Annotated in this window: 15 protein-coding genes; 6 read left to right on the top strand and 9 right to left on the bottom strand. The window is 34.3% G+C overall.

The window, feature by feature from the left end:
• Nucleotides 1–4: 4 nt before the first annotated feature.
• The 9 genes from AC1DCD_RS06470 to AC1DCD_RS06510 form a co-directional block, all read right to left on the bottom strand.
• Complete coding sequence (locus AC1DCD_RS06470) at nt 5–1732, bottom strand: BACON domain-containing protein (RefSeq protein WP_464640933.1); 1728 nt, start codon at nt 1730–1732, stop codon at nt 5–7.
• Between the two features lie 52 nt (nt 1733–1784).
• Nucleotides 1785–3389, bottom strand: coding sequence for a RagB/SusD family nutrient uptake outer membrane protein (locus AC1DCD_RS06475; RefSeq protein ID WP_464640931.1), 1605 nt, complete (start codon nt 3387–3389; stop codon nt 1785–1787).
• A 67-nt stretch (nt 3390–3456) separates the two neighbouring features.
• Nucleotides 3457–6456 (bottom strand): SusC/RagA family TonB-linked outer membrane protein, encoded by a 3000-nt coding sequence (locus tag AC1DCD_RS06480; RefSeq protein ID WP_464640929.1) that lies wholly within the window; start codon nt 6454–6456, stop codon nt 3457–3459.
• Nucleotides 6457–7075: 619 nt separating this feature from the next.
• The gene (locus tag AC1DCD_RS06485; RefSeq protein WP_008450616.1) at nt 7076–8092 is read right to left on the bottom strand and encodes an inorganic phosphate transporter; all 1017 of its coding nucleotides are present in this window, start codon (nt 8090–8092) and stop codon (nt 7076–7078) included.
• Between the two features lie 3 nt (nt 8093–8095).
• A complete protein-coding gene (locus tag AC1DCD_RS06490; protein ID WP_008450656.1) occupies nt 8096–8743 on the bottom strand; it encodes a DUF47 domain-containing protein in 648 nt (215 codons plus the stop codon).
• Between the two features lie 571 nt (nt 8744–9314).
• The gene (locus tag AC1DCD_RS06495; protein ID WP_019036403.1) at nt 9315–10748 is read right to left on the bottom strand and encodes an MATE family efflux transporter; all 1434 of its coding nucleotides are present in this window, start codon (nt 10746–10748) and stop codon (nt 9315–9317) included.
• Nucleotides 10749–11022: 274 nt separating this feature from the next.
• Nucleotides 11023–11655, bottom strand: coding sequence for a BamJ family beta-barrel-assembly machinery protein (gene bamJ, locus AC1DCD_RS06500; protein WP_008450640.1), 633 nt, complete (start codon nt 11653–11655; stop codon nt 11023–11025).
• Nucleotides 11656–11712: 57 nt separating this feature from the next.
• Nucleotides 11713–13266: a glycine--tRNA ligase gene (locus AC1DCD_RS06505; RefSeq protein WP_464640926.1), complete on the bottom strand. Its 1554-nt coding sequence runs from the start codon at nt 13264–13266 to the stop codon at nt 11713–11715.
• 308 nt (nt 13267–13574) lie between these two features.
• Nucleotides 13575–13850: an HU family DNA-binding protein gene (locus tag AC1DCD_RS06510; protein WP_008450638.1), complete on the bottom strand. Its 276-nt coding sequence runs from the start codon at nt 13848–13850 to the stop codon at nt 13575–13577.
• Nucleotides 13851–14091: 241 nt separating this feature from the next.
• On the opposite strand from AC1DCD_RS06510, the gene AC1DCD_RS06515 reads away from it, so the two are divergent.
• The 6 genes from AC1DCD_RS06515 (at nt 14092) to metG (ending at nt 23226) form a co-directional block, all read left to right on the top strand.
• Nucleotides 14092–15048, top strand: a complete 957-nt coding sequence (locus tag AC1DCD_RS06515; RefSeq protein ID WP_464640924.1) for a rhomboid family intramembrane serine protease — start codon at nt 14092–14094, stop codon at nt 15046–15048.
• 34 nt (nt 15049–15082) lie between these two features.
• Nucleotides 15083–16180: an endonuclease/exonuclease/phosphatase family protein gene (locus AC1DCD_RS06520; protein WP_019036406.1), complete on the top strand. Its 1098-nt coding sequence runs from the start codon at nt 15083–15085 to the stop codon at nt 16178–16180.
• Between the two features lie 103 nt (nt 16181–16283).
• Nucleotides 16284–19310, top strand: coding sequence for a protein translocase subunit SecDF (gene secDF, locus AC1DCD_RS06525; RefSeq protein WP_464640921.1), 3027 nt, complete (start codon nt 16284–16286; stop codon nt 19308–19310).
• A gap of 476 nt (nt 19311–19786) precedes the next feature.
• The gene (locus AC1DCD_RS06530) at nt 19787–20494 is read left to right on the top strand and encodes an ABC transporter ATP-binding protein (RefSeq protein WP_464640919.1); all 708 of its coding nucleotides are present in this window, start codon (nt 19787–19789) and stop codon (nt 20492–20494) included.
• A gap of 64 nt (nt 20495–20558) precedes the next feature.
• Nucleotides 20559–21104 (top strand): hypothetical protein, encoded by a 546-nt coding sequence (locus AC1DCD_RS06535; protein WP_060933356.1) that lies wholly within the window; start codon nt 20559–20561, stop codon nt 21102–21104.
• 58 nt (nt 21105–21162) lie between these two features.
• Nucleotides 21163–23226 (top strand): methionine--tRNA ligase, encoded by a 2064-nt coding sequence (gene metG / locus AC1DCD_RS06540; RefSeq protein ID WP_464640917.1) that lies wholly within the window; start codon nt 21163–21165, stop codon nt 23224–23226.
• Nucleotides 23227–23362 lie beyond the last annotated feature (136 nt).

A 23362-nucleotide genomic window follows, 5' to 3' on the forward strand; every position in this document is an offset into this window, starting at 1 on the left:
CTTTTTAATAGTTAAACTTCTTCTTAACAAGGTCTACATAGTGTTTACTCTTGTAATAGATTACAACTGTACGTGTTTCTTGTGGTCGCATATCTATAAGATCTTCATCGCCTCTGTAGAAGGATACAAATCCGCCATCAGCCTCTCTTACTACGTTATATCCTTTATTTTGAAAAGCATTACGTGTACTAAAAGGTATAGAGTAATCGTTCCATGTGTAAACGCCTGGCGTTCCTTGTTCCTCAACGGTATAAAAAATATCGTTACCTTTATAAAATACTTGACATGATCCAACAGTTCCGCTTAGATCGCGATTAGCTACTAATCCTGCATCAAGATCTTCTGCGGTAACACCTTGCCAATTAAAAAAGTATATAACGTAGGCTAGTGCTCCTCTTTCGTTACTTTCGTTATTTGGAACGAAAAGCAGTCTTGAGTATTTGCAAAGAGGATCTTGTGTGGTAGCAGTAACTTTTTCGGTGTTAAAGTTGTTATTAAAGTCGGGTTTCATACCTCTTTTGCGTTCATATTCTATGACCTGTTCTAATTTAAAAGCTTTATTGTGTAGATAAGCTGATGGAAAAACTGGCAGGCTTTCTACTTTTCCGTTTGTATTTAAAGTAAGACTATTAGGCGATTCGATATATTTCATACATGCACTTCTGTAAATACCTCCATGCATTTTATAATTATCTATAGAATTGTATACATGTACTAATCGAGTCTTATTTATATCTTCACTATAATATTCTGTTTCTGTGTCAAACATTTGTTTGTTACCTAATTTAAACCCATTCTGTTTTAGCCAAGAGTCGTATGATTCCTTTTGGAAGAGTTTTTCTTTAGGAGCTTTCAGCCATGCGCAAAATATACCATTCCCACTATTGGTAGGTTGATAAAATATATATGGAGCTTGTTCACCTGATGAGTGAAAAGCATAATAAGCCTTTTTCACATCTTGTTTAAATGGTAATAAAAAGTCTTTCTCAAATGCTTTATCTCGTTGATTATTACGTTTGTTTTCTAAATCAGTGATTTTGTTAATATCAAAGTTGTTAAAGTCCCACACAGGAAACTGGAACTGAACATATCCATTTTGAGTAATAATAAGTTGATAATGGCTATTTCCATTTGTTAAAAACAATCTACTGCTTCTGCTTGTTTGAGCCCATTTGCTATTGCGTTCAATGGGTAAGATGTTAAGTAAGAGTTTTTTTTCTTTTTGCTTTGCGCTAAATGTTAGCCATGAGTTATTTTCTGGCTCTATTTGTTCTACACTCCATTCTTCTGAGTTTGAAATAATATTTAGCTCTATGTCTTTATGAGATTCGTGGTTATATATTATAGTTCCATTACACTCGGCTACTTTTATTATAGGGTCGCTGCCAAACTGCGTTATAGATACTATTTGCTTACCATACGAGGTAGATAATATCACTTGTGCATAACGCTCGTTGGCGTTATTGTTCTCTTTAGCATGTAAGTATAGAAGAGTTCCTTCTTTTTTAGTAGCAGTGAGCCAATCACTTGTGTTATCTTGTATTTGCCAATTATCACCAAGCGTACTTAGGTCGATAGTTTTTGTTGTCTCCTGCTTGTTTAGTGTTACTGCTTGTAATTGTTGACTTAACAAGTTATCTGTATTTCCTAAGGTAATATCTTTTTGGCATGCTGTTGCCATAAATACTATCTGTAGTAAAAAAATAAATGTTTTTATATGACTATTATGCATAAGTTATAACTTTATAGATAATAATGTATGTGTATAAATTGAGAAAAATATTTTATTTATCTTCCCAACCGGGATTGTTAATTATGTTGTTATTAATCTGTGTCTCGTTTAGTGGGAAAGGCCAAATAAACATATAATTATCAGGTTTAATGTTTACGTCAAATCCTGGAGCATAAAATCTTGCAGGGACTTTATAATAATCTTTTGCGCCTTGGAAGGAGCGTTTACTGAATCCCTGCTTCCAGCGGCGTAAATCCCACAATCTAAATCCTTCATAGGCAAGCTCGCGTGATCGTTCTTTTTTTATTTCTTGATATAATTGTTCTCCTGTGGTGTTTGTAACAGCTACTCCTCTTGATAAGCGTAATAGGTTAAGATACTTTTCTGCATTTGGAATATCACCTAAGTTATATGCGGCTTCTGATGCAATTAGATATTGTTCAGCTATACGAAAAGGTTTAGGAGCCTGGTTACCATTTGGTACGTATCCACCCCAATGTTTACTTGTAAGAGTTGCATAATTTGGATTTCCTTTAAATTTTGATATAACAAAGAGTGGTGTACGATCTTCTTTATCATTAACAGTGGTGTATACATATTCAAATAACGTCAGGGCACGATGATCTGTTTCGCTATTAAAAAGGTCGTTAATAACTTCACGTGTAGGAACATATGGAGGCTTATTATAGTTTGTAATATCATCAGATGGTTGTTTTTCGTCCCAATATGTTGTTGTGCTTAAATCAGCTCCATAAAGAGGAGTTGTTGTAGGAATTTCGTTTTCTTTATCAACAAATGGTTGCCAAATTTGTTCTGTGCCATTATCATAAAACCACATTTGAGCAAAAGCGTCTTCACGTGGGTTAATTTTACTACCAGGTTTTGATTCGTATGGCGGTATTAGAGGGTAAGTGTTTCTCTCTATTAGCTCTTTTGCTTCGTTAAAAGCGGGAAGCATCTTTCCCATATATAAATAAACACGTGCGCGTAAAGCCTTAACAGCATCAGCACTTATCTCGCTATTTCCTGCTTTTACAGGTACATCGCTTAATAGAGAGTCAGCTTTATGCAAATCGCTTAATATCTGTTTATATGTTTGTGAGTTGGTAGCTCTTTTGGGTTTATCTATAGTAGCAGGCTGTGTAACTAATATTATTCCCAAATCTTTATCAGCTGTTTTTTCGTTATACACCATTCCCCATCGCATAGCAAGGTTAAAATAGTAAAACGCTCGTGCGAAATAAGCATTACCTAAATAATGGTTTTTGGTAGTTTGGTCATTTGTTTTTACTTCTAACTGTGGTAATCGAGTTATAACAACATTTACATCATTTAGTGCAGAATAATAAGAATTGTAAATCTCTTGTATAACTTCATTATCTGCTTTTATACTCCAACCGTGAAAATCGGAGTATAAGTTTCCAAATGCAGCATGTGCATTAAGCATATCTGCTTGTACTTCTTGTGGTAAAATATATCCTCCGCCAAATTTACCTCGTAAGGTGGAATATATTCCATTGTCCCATTCTTTGGCATCTTGCATGTTTTTATATGCATACCTATATAGTATATTATCGGCAGGATATCTGTCAAGGTCGCACCCCTGCAAGATAAATCCAAAAAATAATATTATGAAAGCAATATATTTTATTTTCATTTTAATCTATTTGTTAATTATGTTGATTAATATTGTACACCATTATTTATGTTATATATAAAGGTTTTTATAATGTAATTTCCACACCGATACTCATTTGTTTAGTGTTTGGATTTACACCAAATGATACATTACGATTAATCTCTGGATCAATACCTCTAAACTTAGTAAAGGTAATGAGGTTTCGCCCAGTAAAGAACACTTTAGCCGATTGTATTATATGTTGCCAACCTATGCTTTTTTTAGGAAACTCATATCCTAAAGTAAAGTTTTTAAGCCTCATGAACGATGCGTTTTCTAACATTTTTGTGTCAAGATAGGTACTTTGATGTGCAGGATTGCGTACCCATTTTAATGAAGGGAATTCGGTTTTGTCGCCCGGTTGTTTCCAATAGTCAAATAAACGGCGTGAGCCATTTGAGTTTTCTTTACGATCACGTACAAAATAATCGTTTTCGTAATATTGTTTATCCATAGAAATCATGTGCTTGCCTAATGCTACAAAGAAGTCGGCATTTAGGTAAAAGCCTTTCCAACGGGCAGCTATACCCCAGCCACCTGTAAATGGAGTATAAGCGCTGATACCTGTGTTTTGTTCAAGTGTGCTTGACCACTCGCTTACTACATCATTGTCATCACAGTGCATAACGTTTTTATCTTCACCAGGTTTGTACCATTCTGGCTCGCCTGTCTTTGGATTTACCCATTTATATATTGGTAATATATATGTAATAGGTTTACCAACGATGTATATTAATTGCCCTCCAGGTTCATGCCACGACTTTCTTCCTTCAAACAATTCTAAAACTTTATCTTTGTTATAGTTAAAGTTCATATTAAAAGAAATGCTCCAATCTTTTCCACGTGCAAGGTCTGCATTTAACTGAAAGTCTATACCTTGGTTTAAATATCTACCTACGTTTTCATATCTATAAGGATATCCTTCAGCACCAACAGGTAATCCTGATGTGAAAGCTAATGGCATTTGAAAAAGCATGTTACTTGTTATGCGGTGATAATATTCTATGTCTATATCAAAACTATTTAATAATCGTGTCTTTATGCCAAGTGTTAGTTTGCTTTGCTTTTCCCAACTTAAATTAGGATTTCCTTGACTGATAAGCCCTAAGCTTATTTCACCTCTCTTTTGTCCCACCTTTCCCACGTATGCATCTGTGCTATATGGAGGTATAGATGAGTTTCCTTGAGTACCATAACTTGCTTTAAGGTCTAAATTGTTTAGCCAATCTAAATCTTTAAGAAGTGTTTCTTTTTTAGCTTTCCACAATAATCCTGCCGACCAAAACAAGCCATTTCGCTTATTTCTACCAAATCTTGATGAGGCATCATTACGTAAAACTATATCTAAAAAGTATCTATGTAAATAATCATATGATATTTGTGTAAAAAAAGATAGAAAGGCAAAAGAGTTATTATCTTCATTTAGCCACTTGTTTTTGGTAACATTATTAAGTAAATATAGTCTGTTATCAAGCAAACCAGAACCACCTGCACTAAAACTATCGTCTTTGTAATTAGTATATTCGTGTCCTAAGAGTGTGGTGATATAATGTTTACCTAAATTGACCTCGTAAGTAGCGGTATTGGTAATGGTAATATTAGACACCATAGAGTATCCACGTTGTGAGCTACCATTGCCATAAGCACGATAATAACTTGGTAGTGTACGCGAACTATTGTTGCCATAATTAAGCTCTAAGCCTACTAAAGAGCGTAGGGTTAGGTTGTTTAATGGTGTAATGGTTGCGTTTCCATTAAGCGATAATATTAAAGCATTGTTTTTAGCAGGGTTAGTAGAGATGACATGTTGCGGAGTGCTAATGTCGAGCAGTGGCACTCGCTCTAATTCTTTTCCTGTATAAGGATCGTATGGCGATGCAAAAGGTGCATTCATAGCGGCTACTCCACCACCAACAGCATTCTTGCTGCCAAAAGGTGATACCTTTGTATCGTCGTATGCTATTTGGGTATTTATATTAGTACGAAGCCAATTGTTTAGCTTTGTGTCAAGATTAATACGTCCAAAGATTTTTTTATAGCTTGAGCCCATACGTAAACCATCTTGGCTTAGTGCTCCTCCAGAGATATAATATCTCATTGCCGTTGTACCACCTGATAACGATACATCAGCACTATACATAGGTGCTGGCTGGTAAACGTATTTATACCATTGAAAATCTGTTTCCTTAAAATATTTATCCTTAAAGGTTGCAATTTCTTTTGGTGTATATATACCTGTCTCTTCATAATAACGCAACAGCTCAGGACCACTCATTAGCTGGTCAAAATAATCGGTATTTGCTAATGATGAAACAGCATATTGCGCTCTAAAGGAAATGTATGGACGATTTTCTACCTTACCACGCTTTGTTGTAACGTACATAACACCGTTAGCGGCACGTGCACCATAAATAGAAGTGGCTGCGGCATCTTTTAAAAACTGTATGCTCTCTATATCGTTAGCGTTCATAGATTGTAGCACAGCCATACTTACCTGCATACCGTCCATGATTATTAACAAGCCTGTACCTGCACCTATTGAGCCTTGTCCGTGTAAAGCCATAGACAATTGTGAAGAAGGTTCACCAGACGAGGAGAATACTTGCAAACCGCTTACCTTGCCTTGTATAGCGTCTAAGGGGTTAGCAACGGGTTTCATAGCCAAGTCTTTTGCACCTATTTTAACAACAGAGGCAGAAGTGTTAGCTACTTTACGCTCCATATATCCTACCACTACTACATCGTTCATCATTTGCTCTGTAGGTGTCATCTTGATGTGCATTTGAGATTGTGCAGCCTGCTCTATACGGTTATATCCAATAAAATTGAATATAAGCAGATCGCCACTGTGTGCGGTAAGTGTAAATGTACCATCAGTATTAGATACACAACCTTTCTTAGGCTCTGATTTAGTAACAATAGACACTCCAGGTAATGCTTCGCCATTTTCATCTACAATGTTACCATTTATTGTAATGGTTTGAGCTGAAATGGTGCTAAGTCCTGTTAATAAAAATAGGGTAAACAGCCAAATTCTAATTTTCATAAAATGTAATAATCAGTTTTTATACTTTTAATACTAATTTTGGAAATAATTTCACAACCAGCTTTGTGGATATATTTTAGTAAATACACAAATAAGAAATATATAACGCTTTTATTATCGTTTTATAATTTTAATTCTATAAATGTATATTATATAGCTTTAATGATAAAAATAGCCATATACTTCATAATGTTTATTTGTTATAAGCTATGTATTATTGATATTTTGTTACATATAATAATGTAAATTATAAATTAAGTTACAAAAGTATATATATATTTTGTAGTTGCTTTTATTGTTAATATTTTTTTTGTTTTTTTACCGTATTTATATCACTTAGTAGTGGTTTTATTATAGTAAATGGTGTATAATTCCTATGATATATAGGTATTATAAATAGATTTTGTTAAAATAGCAATAAAGGTATGATATTTGAAAAAAAGATATTTTTTTATCTTAATAATTATGTTTTTCTTAAAACTTTTATGTTAATAATTAGATAACATTTATGTTTTAAATTAATATCAATATGTTACAAAACGAGAAAAATAAAGGACATTTTATAAGGCAAACAGCTATAAAAATCCTTTATTTCTTATTTTAATATAAAAGAAATGTTTTAAGCAAGCAATTGCACTACATAATAAATAGCTGCTCCTAATATAGCACTAACAGGTATGGTTAATATCCAAGCGAATAATAAATTTTTCATTATTCCCCAACGTACGGCAGAAAGACGTTTTGTAGCTCCTACTCCCATTATTGACCCTGCTATGGTATGTGTGGTACTGACAGGTATGTGAAAATATTCTGTAATGTAAAGGGTAAGAGCACCTGCTGTTTCTGATATAAAACCTTCGTAAGGAGTAACCTTTGTTATTTTAGTACCCATAGTTTTTACTATACGCCATCCGCCTGACATTGTTCCGAGAGATATGGCAGCGAAGCAGGAGAATGCTACCCAGTCAGGAATATTCTCTACCGACTGTATTCCCATTCCTATTCCTAAAGGGTGTGCTGCTACCATAGCTGCAGCTATTATGCCCATAACCTTTTGCGAATCGTTCATGCCATGTCCTATACTAAATAATGCCGATGAAAGAAGTTGTAAATGCCTAAACCATACATTAGTTTTACTATGAGGGATATGCTTGCAACTGTAAGAAACGATTAACGAAAAAAAGAACGCTATAATCATACCTACCAAGGGAGCTAAAAAGATGAAAGCTGCTATTTTTAAAATAACTGATAGGTGTATAGCTGTAAGACCATTAGCCATGATAGCAGAACCAGCAAACCCTCCGATCAATGTGTGTGAAGAGGAAGAGGGTATTCCTTTCCACCATGTAAGAAGGTTCCATATTATAGCTCCTATAACACCAGCTAAGATGATGGGTAGGGTAATATAATGTTCGTAAACAGTTTTAGAAACAGTATTAGCAATACCAAACTCGCCAATGATATATTTAGATATGAAGAATGCAACAAAATTAAAGAATGCTGCCCAAATAACAGCTTGAAAAGGAGTTAGCACGCGAGTGGTAACAATGGTAGAAATGGAGTTAGCTGCATCATGAAAACCATTGATGTAATCGAATATTAACCCCAATATTATTATAGTAATTAAGAGAGTCATGGGTTATGCGTATTTTACGATGATAGTTTTTAAAATCTTGCCAACATGCTCTATAGCATCGGTAGTTCTCTCAAGTTCGCTTAAAACCTCTTTTGTCTTCATAAGTTCTATAGCATTGGTTTCTTTTTCAAATATTTCTCTTATAGCCATTTCGTATACCTCGTCAGCTTCATTTTCTAATTTATGAAGACTGTTTACTATCTCTTTTACATCTTTTTTATTATTACGAAGCGATGAAAGCATGTTAATACCATCGTCTACTGCTTTAGCTCCAGCAATAACAAGATCGCTTAACTTAATAATAGCAGGGTGTATTACGTGAGGATTATAAATAGCTATTCTCTTAGAAGAGCCGTTGATATAATCTATAACGTCATCTAAACGGTTTGATAGCTCTGAGATGTCTTCACGGTCAAATGGGGTTATAAACGAGGCTTCTAATGCTTCAAATATTTTATTAGCAAGTATATCAGCTTTGTGCTCTTTATCTTTTATTTTATGGAAGTAGTCTAAATGCTCTTCTTGAGTTTTTGTTTTTAAGGCTTCTCCTAAAAGAGATGATGCTTCTTTACTTATAGAACTAACTTGCTTTAAGAAATTAAAAAACTTAGGTTCTTTAGGAGTGAACCTGCTTAAAATAGAATTTTGCATATTGTATAATATATTGTTAAATCATTGTTTTATTATCTGCTGCAAAAATAAGGAAAGAGTGTTACATCTTTGTTACAAATTGTTTAACTATTCGTTAAATATAATTTGCTTCAATATCATGGAATATTATATAAGGTGTTGTGATTATTTAAGGTGTGAAGAGGTGGATTTTTTTTATTTTATAAAGGTGCTTTCCTCTTTTTCGTTTTTATAATATCTTTTTATATAAAACTTAAAAGCATGGAGGCTTTATCATAGTTACAATATTGTTATAACCCATTTTGCATAGCAGTAATATCTTAAGACACTTTAAACAGTAGTCTTTCGTAATATGATAAATTATCTTTAGATAAACGAAAGGATATATACATGAAAGAAAAATAGATTATTTTTACTTTGTTTTTAATTTATTTTTCTACTAAAAATAAATTATTTTTTAACTAAATGAAGTGTGTATAGTGTATATATAAGTGAACTTTAATATAAAAAAACTTGTTGTTTGCTCTTATTGTAAATACCCTTTTCCTAAGGGTATAGTTTTGTTATTATAAAGTTTTCTTTATAATAGTGTTTATTTAATAATACTCTTTTTTATCCATTTTCCTCTAAAGATGCGTATAAGAAAGAGTACGCCACGCAACGATAATTCTAATGCCATAGCAAACCAAACACCACGCAGACCATAGTGCGAAGATAGCCCATAAGCTACAGTAAGGCGTACTAACCACATGCAGCCAAGGTTGATAACAGAAGGTATAAACGTGTCTCCAGCACCAATGCAGGCACTATAGCCTACAATAGATGCACCAAAGAGAGGCTCTGCAAAGGCTTCTATGCGAAGTATAGAGGTACCCAATTCTCTTATTGCACCTACAGGAGAGAGCATATTAATCATTTCTGCTGCAAAAATATACATAATAATGCCCATTAGAGCCATTACTGCTATACCTAAAAACACGGTCATTCGTGCAAAGCTTTGGCATAGATCTTTGCGTTGTGCACCTACGCTTTGACCTACTAACGTAGTAGCTGCTTCGCCAATGCCATAACCGGGCATATAACAAAGGCTTTCTGCCGTGATGGCAAACGAATGGGCTGCTATAGAAATATTGCCTAAAGGAGCTACAATAGCCATCGATATAACTTGGGCACCGTTCATAAGTATATACTGAAGAGCCATAGGAGCACCTATTTTTATGCCATTACGTATATATGCCCATACCCAAACAAAACGGTTAGTATCAAGTTTCCATGCGAGGATAGGACTTTTATATATAGCATAATAGCATAGAGGTATAGCTGCAACGGCGAAGGATAATAGTGTACCCAAAGCAGCCCCTTCTACGCCTAACCCCAAACCAAACATGCTAAAACTATGACCTAAGAAAGTTATAACACGTGTAGGAAAGATAAAAAAGAAATTAAAAACGATATCAAATAAGCACATCATAATGGCAATAATACTTGCGTGATGCATGTCGCCAGATGATTTAAGCATGGCAGCTGACATGCTTTCTATCATGTGTATTGGTATTGCTATAGAAAAAATTAAGATGTAAACAGATGCATCTTTCTGAATATCTATACCTCCACCGAGCCATATTGGTAAGGATCTGGATATTAGAGCCATTATGGTAGCTAAAAGTATGCTCCAAAAAGCACCAAAGATATATCCGTGGCGCATTACAGAACGGGCATTAGCAAAGTCGTTAGCACCTATAAAATGAGCGGCTTGCACAGAAAAACCCATAGTAAACGCACCTACTAATGAGCCAAAAAGCCATGTTGCAGGCTCAACAAGACCTATAGACGCTGAGGCTCTTGCACCAAGAGACCCTACCATTGATGCATCAATGTAAAACATCATAACAGAGGTGATCTGTGCTAATATAGAGGGTATACTCAACTGAATAATCAGATTGAGCTTCTCAAGCGTTGTTAGCTCTTTTCTGTTACGTATTTTAGCTAATAGTATGTTAACCTTTTTATTACTGACTTTTAGCATTTACTTATATAAATCCAATTGTTACTAAAAAGGAATATTCCATGTAAGCTATAAAAAAATATCCAATGAAATTTGCATTTCAAAGAAAGGATAATAATTCCACTTATATAGGTATATTATAGTAAACGTTGAAATCTAAAAGAGTTTTGATGTGGCAGAATTATATTTATATGATTATTGCGTTTCTAATAACACCATGTTTCCTTTTTAGTATAGTTGCAATTAGAAAAAAGAAATATTTATAACACCTAATATTATGAAAAAAGAAAGGCTATCATTTTATTATATCTACAAGCGTAACATCGTAAATGAGTATAGAGTATGGTGGAATATTACCTTTATCCGTACTACCATAACCTAACTGATATGGTACATAAACGGTCCAGTGATCGCCTAAGTGCATATTTTGAAGAGCTGTAGCTAACCCATCTGTACAAGTTCTAACATAATTTTTAAAAGGAAGATCAAGCCTGTTATCAAACTTTTTTCCTGTCCAAGACTGCTCAAAGATAAGCCCACTTGTATATTTTACAGAGGGAATTATGCGTCCTTGACAGTGATAGCTGACAGAGTCTGTATAAATAGGACGTTGAGAAGCAGTTCCTGATTTCTTAACATTTACAATAATATAGTCAGTAGGGTTATAAGATAGAACTTTATCAGAAGCACTATGTTGCCCATCTTTTGAATAATTAAGAATCAATCGCCATGAGGTATCTCCTGCATCAATCTTTTTTTTAGTATCATTATATAGTTTAGTCCAATAAGTATCGTTCTTATGTTGCCAATTAGGGAACTCTTCTACGGTATTATCGGTCTGAGAACAAGCAGCAAAACATAATGCTGCAAACAATGCAGTAAGTAATGTAACGATGTTGAACCTAAAGTTATTGAAGTTTATTTTCATAAGTATAAAAGCAAAAAAAGGTCATCAGAGTTTTAGCTCTGATAACCTTTTTAATATTTATTTATTGTCAATGTCTATTTTCTTTAGTAAAGATGTTATAGAAACACGGTCTTCTATTATTTCGCGTAGTTTAGAAATAGGTACGCGTTCTTGTTCCATAGTGTCGCGATAACGTAAGGTAACAGTACCCTCGCTAAGCGTGTTACCGTCTACAGTAACGCAGAAAGGAGTACCTATAGCGTCTTGACGGCGATAACGCTTACCAATAGAGTCTTTAGCTTCCATGTGAGTAGTAAAGTGGAACTTTAGGTCGTTTACTATCTCTTGTGCTTTTTCAGGAAGCCCATCTTTGTTTACTAATGGTAATACAGCACATTTAATAGGTGCTAATGGTTCTGGCAATTTGAGCACAATACGTGAAGAGCCATTGTCTAATTTTTCTTCTTGGTAAGCATGGCACATTACAGAAAGGAACATTCTATCTACACCAATAGAGGTTTCTACTACATACGGAGTGTAGTTTTCGTTAAGCTCAGGATCGAAATATTTTATCTGACGTCCAGAGAATTTCTCGTGCTGTGAGAGGTCAAAGTTGGTACGTGAGTGGATACCTTCTATCTCTTTAAAACCAAAAGGCAAGTGAAACTCTATATCTGTAGCTGCATTTGCGTAATGTGCTAACTTGTCATGATCATGAAAACGATAATTTTCATCACCCATGCCTAAGCCTTCATGCCATGCTAAACGGTGGGCTTTCCAATATTCAAACCATTTCATCTCTGTGCCAGGCTGACAGAAAAACTGCATCTCCATTTGTTCAAATTCGCGCATTCGGAACACAAACTGGCGTGCAACAATCTCATTACGAAAAGCTTTACCTATCTGCGCTATACCAAAAGGTAACTTCATACGACCAGTTTTCTGCACGTTTAAGAAGTTGACAAAGATGCCCTGTGCTGTTTCTGGACGTAGATAAATCTTCTGACTACCTTCTGCTGTTGATCCCATCTCTGTAGAAAACATAAGGTTAAATTGTCTTACGTCGGTCCAGTTCTTAGTACCACTAATAGGATCTACTATGTTTTCATCGAGAATTATTTGTTTTAACATCTTAAGATTAGGATCCTGCATAGCTTCAGCGTATCGTGCATGCAGGTCATCTCGTTTCTTTTGATGCTCTAAAACTCGTGGATTAGTGGTGCGAAACTGCTCTTCATTAAAACTATCACCAAATTTTTTTGCAGCTTTTGCTATTTCCTTAGCAATCTTTTCATCATATTTAGCTATTTGGTCCTCTATTAATACATCTGCGCGATAACGTTTTTTAGAATCACGATTATCTATTAAAGGATCATTAAAAGCATCAACATGCCCACTTGCTTTCCATACAGTAGGATGCATAAATATAGCAGCGTCAATGCCTACTATGTTGCTATGTAATAACACCATAGATTGCCACCAATACTGTTTAATGTTGTTCTTTAGCTCAACACCATTCTGACCATAGTCATAAACAGCACCAAGCCCATCATATATATCACTACTTGGAAAAACAAAGCCATATTCTTTACAGTGGCTTACGATCTTTTTGAAAACATCATCTTGTGCCATAATTCGCTTTTTTATCTATATATTTTGCTACAAAGTTACTACTTTTTACCTACAATAAGATACAACAATATAATAAACTTTATTAGTAGATAGAATTAAACTTGTAAAAGTCTTGCTATAAAGCTAAAGGCAAAATACTAATAGATATAGTAAAAATGTGTGGTGAAAGATATTCTTTGTGGTGTTGTATATAATAAAAGTATATTTATTGTTTATACCTATTTATAATATTATCTTATGGTTGGATAATAAAGAAAACAAGGCAACCATTAACGGCTGCCTTGTTTTCTTTCAAAGTTATTTATATCTTATTTGTTAAGAGCATCAGTTAGCTCTGCTCCTGCCTTAAATTTAGCAACTTTTTTTGCTGCTATTTTTATTTTTTCCTTTGTAGAAGGATTGATGCCTTCGCGCTCTGGGCGTTCGTTAACAGAGAAAGTTCCAAAACCTACTAACTGTATCTTTTCACCTTCTACTAATGCGTTTTTGATAACTTCAGTAGTTGCATTTAGTGCTTTTTTTGCATCTGCTTTGCTTAAACCGCTATTAGCAGCGATCTGATCGATTAATTCTGATTTGTTCATAATTCTTTAATTTGTATTTGAGGATTAATTTATGATAAAAGATCTGCTTACATCTGCAAATATAAGGCAATCATTTTATAAATCAAATAAATTCTAAAGAAAAATGTAGAAAATTATGAAAAATAGGGGATATTAACCGCGTATCGTACTTTAAAACGCGTTTTTTTTGTATTTTTGTACGGTATTAGAGAGAGGTATTAAGAATTTAAAAAGATATATTTAGAATTAAAAAATAACACTGATGCGTAATATTCCGATAGTAACCAAAAATTTGCTTTTTATTAATGTCATAGTTTTCATTGCTACTTATGTATTTGAAAAAGTAGGTATAGACCTCACAAATATCTTTGGTTTACACTTTATTCTTGCTTCCGATTTTCATATATGGCAGTTTGTTACATATATGTTTATGCATGGAGGTTTTACCCATATTATAATAAATATGTTTATGCTATGGATGTTTGGTATGATAGTAGAGCGTGTTTGGGGAGCAAAGAAGTTTCTTTTTTACTATTTTGTATGTGGCATAGGGGCTGGTCTTTGTCAAGAGTTAGCACAGCTTGTTAGCTATTCTTTAGAAGGGTTGTCTGCTTATCAGTCGGTAGCAATGTATGGTAAAGCCATAACAATGAATGCTTATCTTAATATGTGGACTACAGTGGGTGCTTCTGGGGCTATTTATGCAGTATTATTAGCCTTTGGAATGTTATTCCCAGATCAGCGAATGTTTATTATTCCTATACCTATTCCTATAAAAGCTAAATGGATAATATTAGGCTCTGTGTTAATGGAACTATTTTCCGCTATTGGGACGAGCAATGATGGAGTGGCTCATCTGGCACATTTGGGAGGAATGTTATTCGGATTTATTCTTATAAAATATTGGAAAAAACATCCATATGGTGGTTATAATAATTTCAGTTCTAATAAAGATGGCGATTTTTTCAGTAAAATAAAAAATAGCTGGAGGCAACATAATAATGATGCTTATCAGCATAGTGAGGAAGTAAATACTGATAATTGGAGTTTTGATAAGCCACAAGATGCACAGCCGCAAGAGAGTGATTGGGATTATAATGCTCGTAAAAAGCAGGAGCAAGAGAGGATAGACCGCATACTTGACAAGGTGCGTAAGAATGGTTATGATAGTTTAACAGCAGACGAAAAGCAGCAGTTATTTGATAGTAGTAAGCATTAATAATGTAAATATAAATAAATAAGGTAGTCTTGTGATGGGAAAGTTTTTTAAAAAACTTGCATTTAGAATACTTGTTGTTTTAAATATTTTTTCAATTATTTTATTACTATTTATTGGGTATAGTGGTATTGTAAATCCTGCAAAACATCCTGTTTGGGCTACAATAGGAATGTGGTTTCCTTTAATGCTAATAGTAAATATAGCATTTTTAGTGCTTTGGGTGTTTATTAAAAAAAAGGTATTATGGTTACCTATCTTAGGACTTTTTTTAGCTTACTTTCCTATTCGTGCTTATATACCTTTTAATTTACCAAAGGACAAGCCACACGGAACTATTAAAATATTGTCTTATAACGTGTTTCTCTTTGATACATGGGACGATGTGTCGGGACAAATTAATCCTATCGTAAAATATATCGTTAGAAGTAAAGCTGATATAGTGTGTTTGCAGGAAGCAACACTATATACGCCAAAAGCTGCTAAGATAATGCGATATTTAAAAAAGAGTTATCCTTATATTGATAATATAAAGAAAAAAACGGGTACGGACGATTTAATGCTATTAAGTAAATTCCCTATTTTACATAGAGAAATAATACCTTACCCCTCAAAATCTAATATGAGTGTGGCATATTATATTAATATAAACGGTACAAAAACTTTACTTGTAAATAATCATTTTGAGAGCTATGGTTTAAGTTCCAATGATAAAGCAGACTTTAATAATATTATAACGGGTAATGTAATTGGCAGAGATAGGATTAATAAGTTTGTTTCTTTGGTGGATAAAATAGGAAACACAATGGCTCGTAGAGCTCCCCAAGCAGATGCTGTTGCTACTTTTGTTAAGAAGCATTTAGATAAAAATATACCAGTAATTCTTTGTGGTGATTTTAATGATAATCCTATAAGTTATAGCTATTATACTATAAGTAAGGTGTTGAATGATAGTTATAAGAGTAGTGGGAATGGTATAGGATGGACTTATAATGAGAATAGAATGTATTTTCGGATAGATCATATTTTTGCTTCTAACGAGTTTGAACCATATGGGGCGAAGGTAGATAAATCAATAAAAAATTCGGATCATTACCCTATTTATTGTTGGTTGAAATATTATCCAAAGCCTTAAAAACAATGATTTATATATAATTAATTTCTCATAATGTGAAAAAATCATTATCTTTGCACACCTTATATTATATAGTAAATTATAATTAAATCAAATAAATAAAATGCAAAACAAAGGATTAGTCATTTGCGTAGCCGTATTATTAACGCTTGCAAGTATCTTTTACCTGTCTTTTTCTGTAGCTACAAGCTACTATGATAGTCAGGCTGCAAAGATTAAAGACCCTATAGCGCGTCAGGATTATAAAGATTCTGTGAAATATCTGGGTATTTATTCTTATCAGAAATGCCTTGAAACTCAGATTGGTTTAGGTCTTGATTTAAAGGGTGGTATGAATGTTGTGCTGGAAATTTCAGTACCTGATGTTGTTGATATGTTGGCAGATCATAAGACAGATGCTGCTTATGTTAAGTCGCTTAATGAAGCTAAAGCAGAAGAAGCTTCAGGTCAGGGAGATTTTATTCCGCTATTTGTTAAGGCTTATCAGAAGAATGCTCCAGGGCATAAACTTGCAGAAGTTTTCGCCACTCAGCAATTAAAAGGCAAAGTAACTACACAAAGTACAGATAAAGAGGTTATAGAAGCTTTGCGTGAGGAGGTGAAATCTGCTATTGACAATTCATATAATGTGGTTCGTAACCGTATAGACCAATATGGAGTAGTACAGCCTAATATCCAGAAATTAGAAGGTCAAGAAGGTAGATTGATGGTGGAAATGCCTGGTATTCGTGAGCCTGAGCGTATGCGTAGGTTATTACAAGGATCTGCTAATTTGGAGTTTTGGGAAACATATAACAATCAAGAGATAGCTCCTTATTTACAACAGCTTGATCAACGTCTTGCTAATGCAAGTACAAAAGCGGATACTACTAAGGCTGGTTCTGCTAAGACAGGTTCTGCATCTGTTAAGAAATTATCTTTAAATGCTGCTAAGAAGGCTTTTGGAAAGGTTGTTGATAATGGTAAAAACGATGCAGGAGCAGAGTTGTTAAAGAAGCAACACCCTTTATTATCAAGGCTACAAATGGTTCCCGGTGAGGCTTTAAGCCTTGTGGGGTATTGTAATGTGCGTGATACGGCTGCTGTTAATAGACTTATTCATAGCCATATAGCTAAACAGGTGCTACCTGCTAATTTGAAGCTTTTGTGGAGTGCTAAGCCTGCAGATCATATTCAAGTAAAGAATATGTATGAGCTTCATGCTTTAAAGGTTACCACTTCTGATGGGCGTGCTCCTTTAGAGGGTGATGTAATTACTGATGCTAAAGATCAGTTTGACCAGTATGGCAAGCCAGAGGTTAGTATGAGCATGAATTCAGAAGGTGCACATGAATGGGCAGCATTGACTAAGGCTAATGTAGGTAAAGCTATAGCCATAGTATTAGATGGTGTAGTATATACTTCTCCACGTATTAATGGAGAAATAGATGGTGGACAATCGTCTATTACAGGTTCTTTTACAGTGGCAGATACAAAAGATTTATCTAATACCTTAAAGTCTGGTCGTATGCCAGCTCCAGCAAAGATTGTTCAAGAAGAGGTAGTAGGACCAACTCTTGGAGCTCAATCTATTCAGCAAGGTCTTATTTCGTTTGCTATAGCCTTTGTTTTGTTAATGTTCTATATTATAGCTATGTATGGCTTTATTCCAGGAATGTTAGCAAATTTAGCATTATTGGTTAATCTATTCTTCACACTTGGTATTTTGGCATCTTTCCAATCGGCACTTACTATGCCAGGTATTGCTGGTATTGTGCTTACATTGGGTACGGCAGTTGATGCTAACGTTCTTATCTACGAGCGTATAAAAGAAGAGTTACGCTTAGGGAAGAGTATGAAACAAGCATTACATGAGGGCTATAAGAATGCCTTTTCTGCCATATTCGATTCTAACCTTACGTCATTGATAACAGGTATTATTCTTCTTGTAACGGGAACAGGTCCTATTAGAGGTTTCGCTACAACATTGATAATAGGTCTTATAATATCATTCTTTACAGCAGTGTTCTTAACTCGTTTAGTTTTTGAAAATAGGGTAAATAATGATAAGTGGCGTCATCTTACATTTAGTACGGGTATAAGCAGGAATATGTTTAGAAATTCCACCTATGCCTTTATGAAGATGCATAAGAAGAGTTTTACAGTTTGGATTATAGCTGCGATAATATGTATAGTTAGTTTTTATGTTCGTGGCCTAAGTCGTGGTATAGAGTTTACTGGCGGTCGTAACTATGTAATTACGTTGTCTAAGCCTGTACAGGTAGAAGATATTCGTAAAGTATTTAATAATGCATTTGTAAATACAGATGGAGTTAATAAGGGAAAAGTAGCTAACACAAGTGTTATAGCAATAGGTACAGATGGAAAAACGATTCGTGTATCAACAAACTGGAACATTGATTCTCGTGCAAACGATGATGATTTAGCAGAAACTATTCTTTATAATACTTTAAAGAAGTATAACTATGTTACGCAGTCGAGTGTAGCTAAATTTAAGAATCCTGATATACGCGAGGGTGGATCTATAATACAGAGTTCCAAGGTGGGTCCTTCTATTGCTAAGAATATTACTTTTAATGCTTTCGTAAGTGTAGGTTTGGCAATAGTATTTATCTTCTTGTATATATTACTTCGTTTCCGAAACATAGGCTTCTCGGTAGGTTCTATAGTAGGTTTGGTATTGGATACTACTATTGTAATAGGTATTTTCTCGTTATGTCATGGTTGGATAGGTTTTTCTCTTGAAATAGATCAGACTTTTATAGGTGCTATTTTAACAGTAATAGGTTATGACATTAATGATACAGTGGTGGTATTTGACCGAATACGTGAGAATATGGCAAAGCATAAATCAACGTTGGCAAAGTATGGTATTCAGAAGTTATTTAATGAATCTATAAATGAAACATTATCTCGAACCATAAATACATCAGTCAGCACATTGATAGTATTGGTTGCTATCTTTATTCTTGGTGGAGATAGTACACGTAGCTTCTCTTTTGCAATGATTATAGGTATAGTCATAGGTACTTTATCTTCTATATTTATAGCATCTCCTATAGCTTATTTGGTTATGGGGCATAAGATAGATAATAGTAAGGAGAAGGTTGATGCGTTATCACATGTATAATTTTCAGAAATTATTTAATAAGAAATAATTAGATAGAAAAAGTTTAAGTGGGGTTGCTTATTTTTTAAGTAAGCCCACTTTTTTATTTGCATAAGTCATTAGTATTATCTAAAGAGGAAGTACTTAATAAGTTATAGTAGTATGAATTATATATTAAAAAGGCAAGAGTTATTATATAACTAAAGGTGGCTTATGTAGGAAAGGTTGTGCTATTTTAAAGTGTTAATATATATAGAATGGTACAAAAAAGAGGAACTGTCTTATATATGGTATAACATGTATGCAGGTGTGGAAGTATGTAAATATAAAAATTTGGTAAAGCTGTTGATGTAGGATTATTTTTATATTTATTAAATTAAAAAGTAATAGTCATATTTGCGAAAATAAAAGAATATGATTAATTTCGCAGTTTTAATTCCTTTAAAAGAGGATTCTTTATTATAGGATAAATAAGTTTTTAAAAATATAAAGGTTGTATGCAATTTACTATTTCACATCTTGATATAGGCTATCAAAGACATTATAATATAATATCTGATATTAATATTGAGATAAATAGTGGCAAATTGACTTGCTTGATAGGTGCTAATGGAGTAGGTAAGTCTACCTTTTTAAAAACTCTTTCAGGCTTTTTGCCAAAGCTAAAGGGTGATATTTTTATTAATAATATTAGTTTATCGGCATTGTCTCATAGGGAATTAGCACATAAAATAAGTGTAGTACTTACCACAAAGCCAGATGTTCAGAATGTAACAGTGGAAGAGGTGATAGGTATGGGCAGATCTCCTTATACAGGTTTTTGGGGGATATTATGTAAGGAAGATAAACAGGTAATAGAAGATTCGATTAATAGAGTAGGTATAAACAGTTTAAAGGGCAGGTTGATAAATACTTTATCAGATGGAGAGATGCAAAAGGTAATGATAGCAAAAGCATTAGCACAGGAAACTCCTATTATTCTTTTAGATGAGCCTACTGCTTTTCTTGATTTTCCTTCAAAGGTAGATTGTTATAAGTTACTTACCAAAGTAGCACATAAGTTGGATAAGATAATATTGCTTTCTACTCATGATATAGATCTTGCTACACACTTTGCTGATATAATATTATATGTATCAAAGACAGGAATAAGAACTGTATCAAGAAAGGAAACTCAAGATTATGTTAAGAACTTACTTGTTTAATGAAGAAAATAGACGTGCATTAAAATAAAAATAGATAGTAAAAAGAACAATAAAAACAAAGAAGATGAAAAATAAAAGATTACAAATAGCCTTCATAATAGGTCTTATGCTGGTGTTGGTGAGTTGTGGTACAAAACAAAAAGTTATTACTACAAGTGTCAAGGATATACCCCATGATACAGTGGAGAGTGTACTTCCTATTAGTGATGTAATATCTGTAGCAGAAGCTGTAGAGATGTATGAAACGCCTAACCTCATACCTGTTATAACAAAGAAGTATGGATATAAGCTAAAGAAAGGGTATGAGGTATATCGTTTAGACAATTTTTCTAAGATGTATTATAAGAATTGTGTACTTTCTAAACTACTTACCAAGACTGCTTATGCCGATTATCCTAAACCTTTAGCTAAAGGTGTGTCGAGTTATATAGCATTTAAAGATGGTGCTATGATTATAGCTGTATTTAACCTACCTGCTTATAACAATCTTGTGGCACAAGTAAAAGCTAATGGTTTTGTGCTTGATATGCAAGGCAGTGAAGATATTTATAAGAAAGGTGAGCGTACTATAGCTTGCTATCAGGCAGGTAAAAGTATTAGAATACAATAAGCTTTGCTATTTATTTAAATTGAAGTAACTTTGCAATAGAAACAATAGTAAACCATATATGGAAGAAAAGAAATTTAAACGTACCACTGTTACAGCCGCATTGCCTTATGCTAATGGTGGTGTTCATATCGGTCATCTTGCTGGTGTATATGTTCCTTCAGACATTTATGTGCGTTATCTTCGTCTTAAAAAGCAAGAAGTAATTTTTATAGGTGGATCTGATGAGCATGGAGTGCCTATTACTATTCGTGCAAGAAAGGAAGGTATAACCCCTCAAGATGTGTGCGATAGATACCATAAGATGATAAAAGATTCATTTAATGAGTTTGGTATTTCATTTGATGTATATAGCCGTACTACAAGCAATGTTCATAATAAGTTTGCAAGCGATTTCTTTAAAAAGCTTTATGAGGACGGTAAGCTGATAGAAAAAGAAGGTGAGCAGCTATACGATGAAAGTGCAAAACAGTTTTTGGCTGATAGATATGTGATGGGCGAATGCCCACATTGTGGTAATCCTAATGCATATGGAGATCAGTGCGAGAAGTGTGGTTCGGATCTTAGTCCTTTGGAATTGAAGAATCCTCGTTCTACAATATCTGGCTCGAAGCCTGTGTTGAAGAATACAAAAAACTGGTATTTACCACTAAATAATTATCAGGAGTGGCTCAAAGAATGGATATTAAAAGAGCATAAGGAGTGGCGTTCTAATGTATATGGTCAGTGTAAGAGTTGGCTGGATATGGATTTGCAGCCACGTGCGATGACGCGCGATTTAGACTGGGGTATACCTGTGCCTGTAAAGGGGGCAGAGGGTAAGGTGCTCTACGTTTGGTTTGATGCTCCCATAGGTTATATTTCTAACACTAAAAAGCTGTGCGATAAAGAGCCAGAGCGATTTGGAAATTGGGAAAAGTGGTGGAAAGATCCTGAAACACGTTTGATACATTTTATAGGAAAAGATAATATTGTGTTCCATTGCATAATTTTTCCTATAATGTTAAAGGCACATGGTGGATATATTTTACCAGATAACGTACCTGCTAATGAGTTTTTAAATCTTGAGAATGACAAAATATCTACCAGCAAAAATTGGGCTGTTTGGTTACATGAGTATTTAGTTGATTTTCCGGGTAAGCAAGATGTCTTACGTTATGTATTAACAGCTAACGCACCAGAGACAAAGGATAATAACTTCACATGGAAGGATTTTCAGGAACGTAACAACTCGGAACTGGTGTCTATTTATGGGAATTTCGTTAATCGTGCTTTACAATTAACCAAAAAGTATTGGAACGGTATAGTGCCTCCTTGTGGCGAATTAAAGGATATAGATAAGCAGGTTATTGCCGAATTTAAAGATGTAAAGGAAAAGGTAGAGGCATCTTTAGACGCATTTAAGTTTCGTGAAGCACAAAAAGAGGCAATGAACTTAGCCCGAATAGGTAATCGTTATATAACAGAATGTGAGCCTTGGAAAGTGTGGAAGACCGATCCTAAGCGAGTGGAAACGGTATTGAATATTTCACTGCAATTGGTTGCTAATCTAAGTATAGCCTTCGAACCTTTCTTGCCATTTAGTTCTGCAGAGCTACGTAAGCTTATTAATATGACAACATACGACTGGAGCGAGTTAGGTTCTACCGATCTTCTTAAAGCAGGTCATCAGTTAGCAGAGCCGCATTTGCTCTTCGAAAAGATAGAAGATGATGTTATAGAGGCACAGCTTAAGAAGCTCGAAGCTACAAAAAAGGCAAACGAAGAAGCTAATAGTAAAGCTGCACCAATTAAGGAAAGTGTTTTGTTTGATGAGTTTGAGAAGCTCGATATTCGTGTAGGACACATTGTTAATTGCGAAAAAGTAAAAAAAAGCAAGAAACTATTAAAGTTCAGCATTGATGATGGCTCTGGTACGGAACGTACTATCCTTAGTGGTATAGCTGCTTATTATGAGCCAGAACAGCTTATAGGTAAAGATGTTTTGTTTGTAGCTAATTTTCCTCCACGTAAGATGATGGGCATAGAGAGTCAGGGTATGATACTTTCTGCGGTCAATTTTGATGGTTCGCTTGCTGTAACTACTACACTTAGCAAGGTAAAACCAGGTAGCCAAGTGGGGTAATTGTAACATTGTATGTTTTAATATAGATATGGCGCACCTAATAGATAAGGTGCGTCATATTTTATTGTACGCTCGGCATGAGCATTTTCTAACGGGTGGAAGTCCCGAGTAAGCCCTAATAGCGGGAATTACATAG

This window comes from Prevotella sp. C0209C1 (genome assembly GCF_056583855.1).

What these genes read in the sequence shown, in the direction of transcription:
- AC1DCD_RS06470 (WP_464640933.1), bottom strand. Translation starts at nt 1,732, where the DNA reads ATGCATAATAGTCATATAAAAACATTTATTTTTTTACTACAGATAGTA.
- AC1DCD_RS06475 (WP_464640931.1), bottom strand. Translation starts at nt 3,389, where the DNA reads ATGAAAATAAAATATATTGCTTTCATAATATTATTTTTTGGATTTATC.
- AC1DCD_RS06480 (WP_464640929.1), bottom strand. Translation starts at nt 6,456, where the DNA reads ATGAAAATTAGAATTTGGCTGTTTACCCTATTTTTATTAACAGGACTT.
- AC1DCD_RS06485 (WP_008450616.1), bottom strand. Translation starts at nt 8,092, where the DNA reads ATGACTCTCTTAATTACTATAATAATATTGGGGTTAATATTCGATTAC.
- AC1DCD_RS06490 (WP_008450656.1), bottom strand. Translation starts at nt 8,743, where the DNA reads ATGCAAAATTCTATTTTAAGCAGGTTCACTCCTAAAGAACCTAAGTTT.
- AC1DCD_RS06495 (WP_019036403.1), bottom strand. Translation starts at nt 10,748, where the DNA reads ATGCTAAAAGTCAGTAATAAAAAGGTTAACATACTATTAGCTAAAATA.
- bamJ (WP_008450640.1), bottom strand. Translation starts at nt 11,655, where the DNA reads ATGAAAATAAACTTCAATAACTTTAGGTTCAACATCGTTACATTACTT.
- AC1DCD_RS06505 (WP_464640926.1), bottom strand. Translation starts at nt 13,266, where the DNA reads ATGGCACAAGATGATGTTTTCAAAAAGATCGTAAGCCACTGTAAAGAA.
- AC1DCD_RS06510 (WP_008450638.1), bottom strand. Translation starts at nt 13,850, where the DNA reads ATGAACAAATCAGAATTAATCGATCAGATCGCTGCTAATAGCGGTTTA.
- AC1DCD_RS06515 (WP_464640924.1), top strand. Translation starts at nt 14,092, where the DNA reads ATGCGTAATATTCCGATAGTAACCAAAAATTTGCTTTTTATTAATGTC.
- AC1DCD_RS06520 (WP_019036406.1), top strand. Translation starts at nt 15,083, where the DNA reads ATGGGAAAGTTTTTTAAAAAACTTGCATTTAGAATACTTGTTGTTTTA.
- secDF (WP_464640921.1), top strand. Translation starts at nt 16,284, where the DNA reads ATGCAAAACAAAGGATTAGTCATTTGCGTAGCCGTATTATTAACGCTT.
- AC1DCD_RS06530 (WP_464640919.1), top strand. Translation starts at nt 19,787, where the DNA reads ATGCAATTTACTATTTCACATCTTGATATAGGCTATCAAAGACATTAT.
- AC1DCD_RS06535 (WP_060933356.1), top strand. Translation starts at nt 20,559, where the DNA reads ATGAAAAATAAAAGATTACAAATAGCCTTCATAATAGGTCTTATGCTG.
- metG (WP_464640917.1), top strand. Translation starts at nt 21,163, where the DNA reads ATGGAAGAAAAGAAATTTAAACGTACCACTGTTACAGCCGCATTGCCT.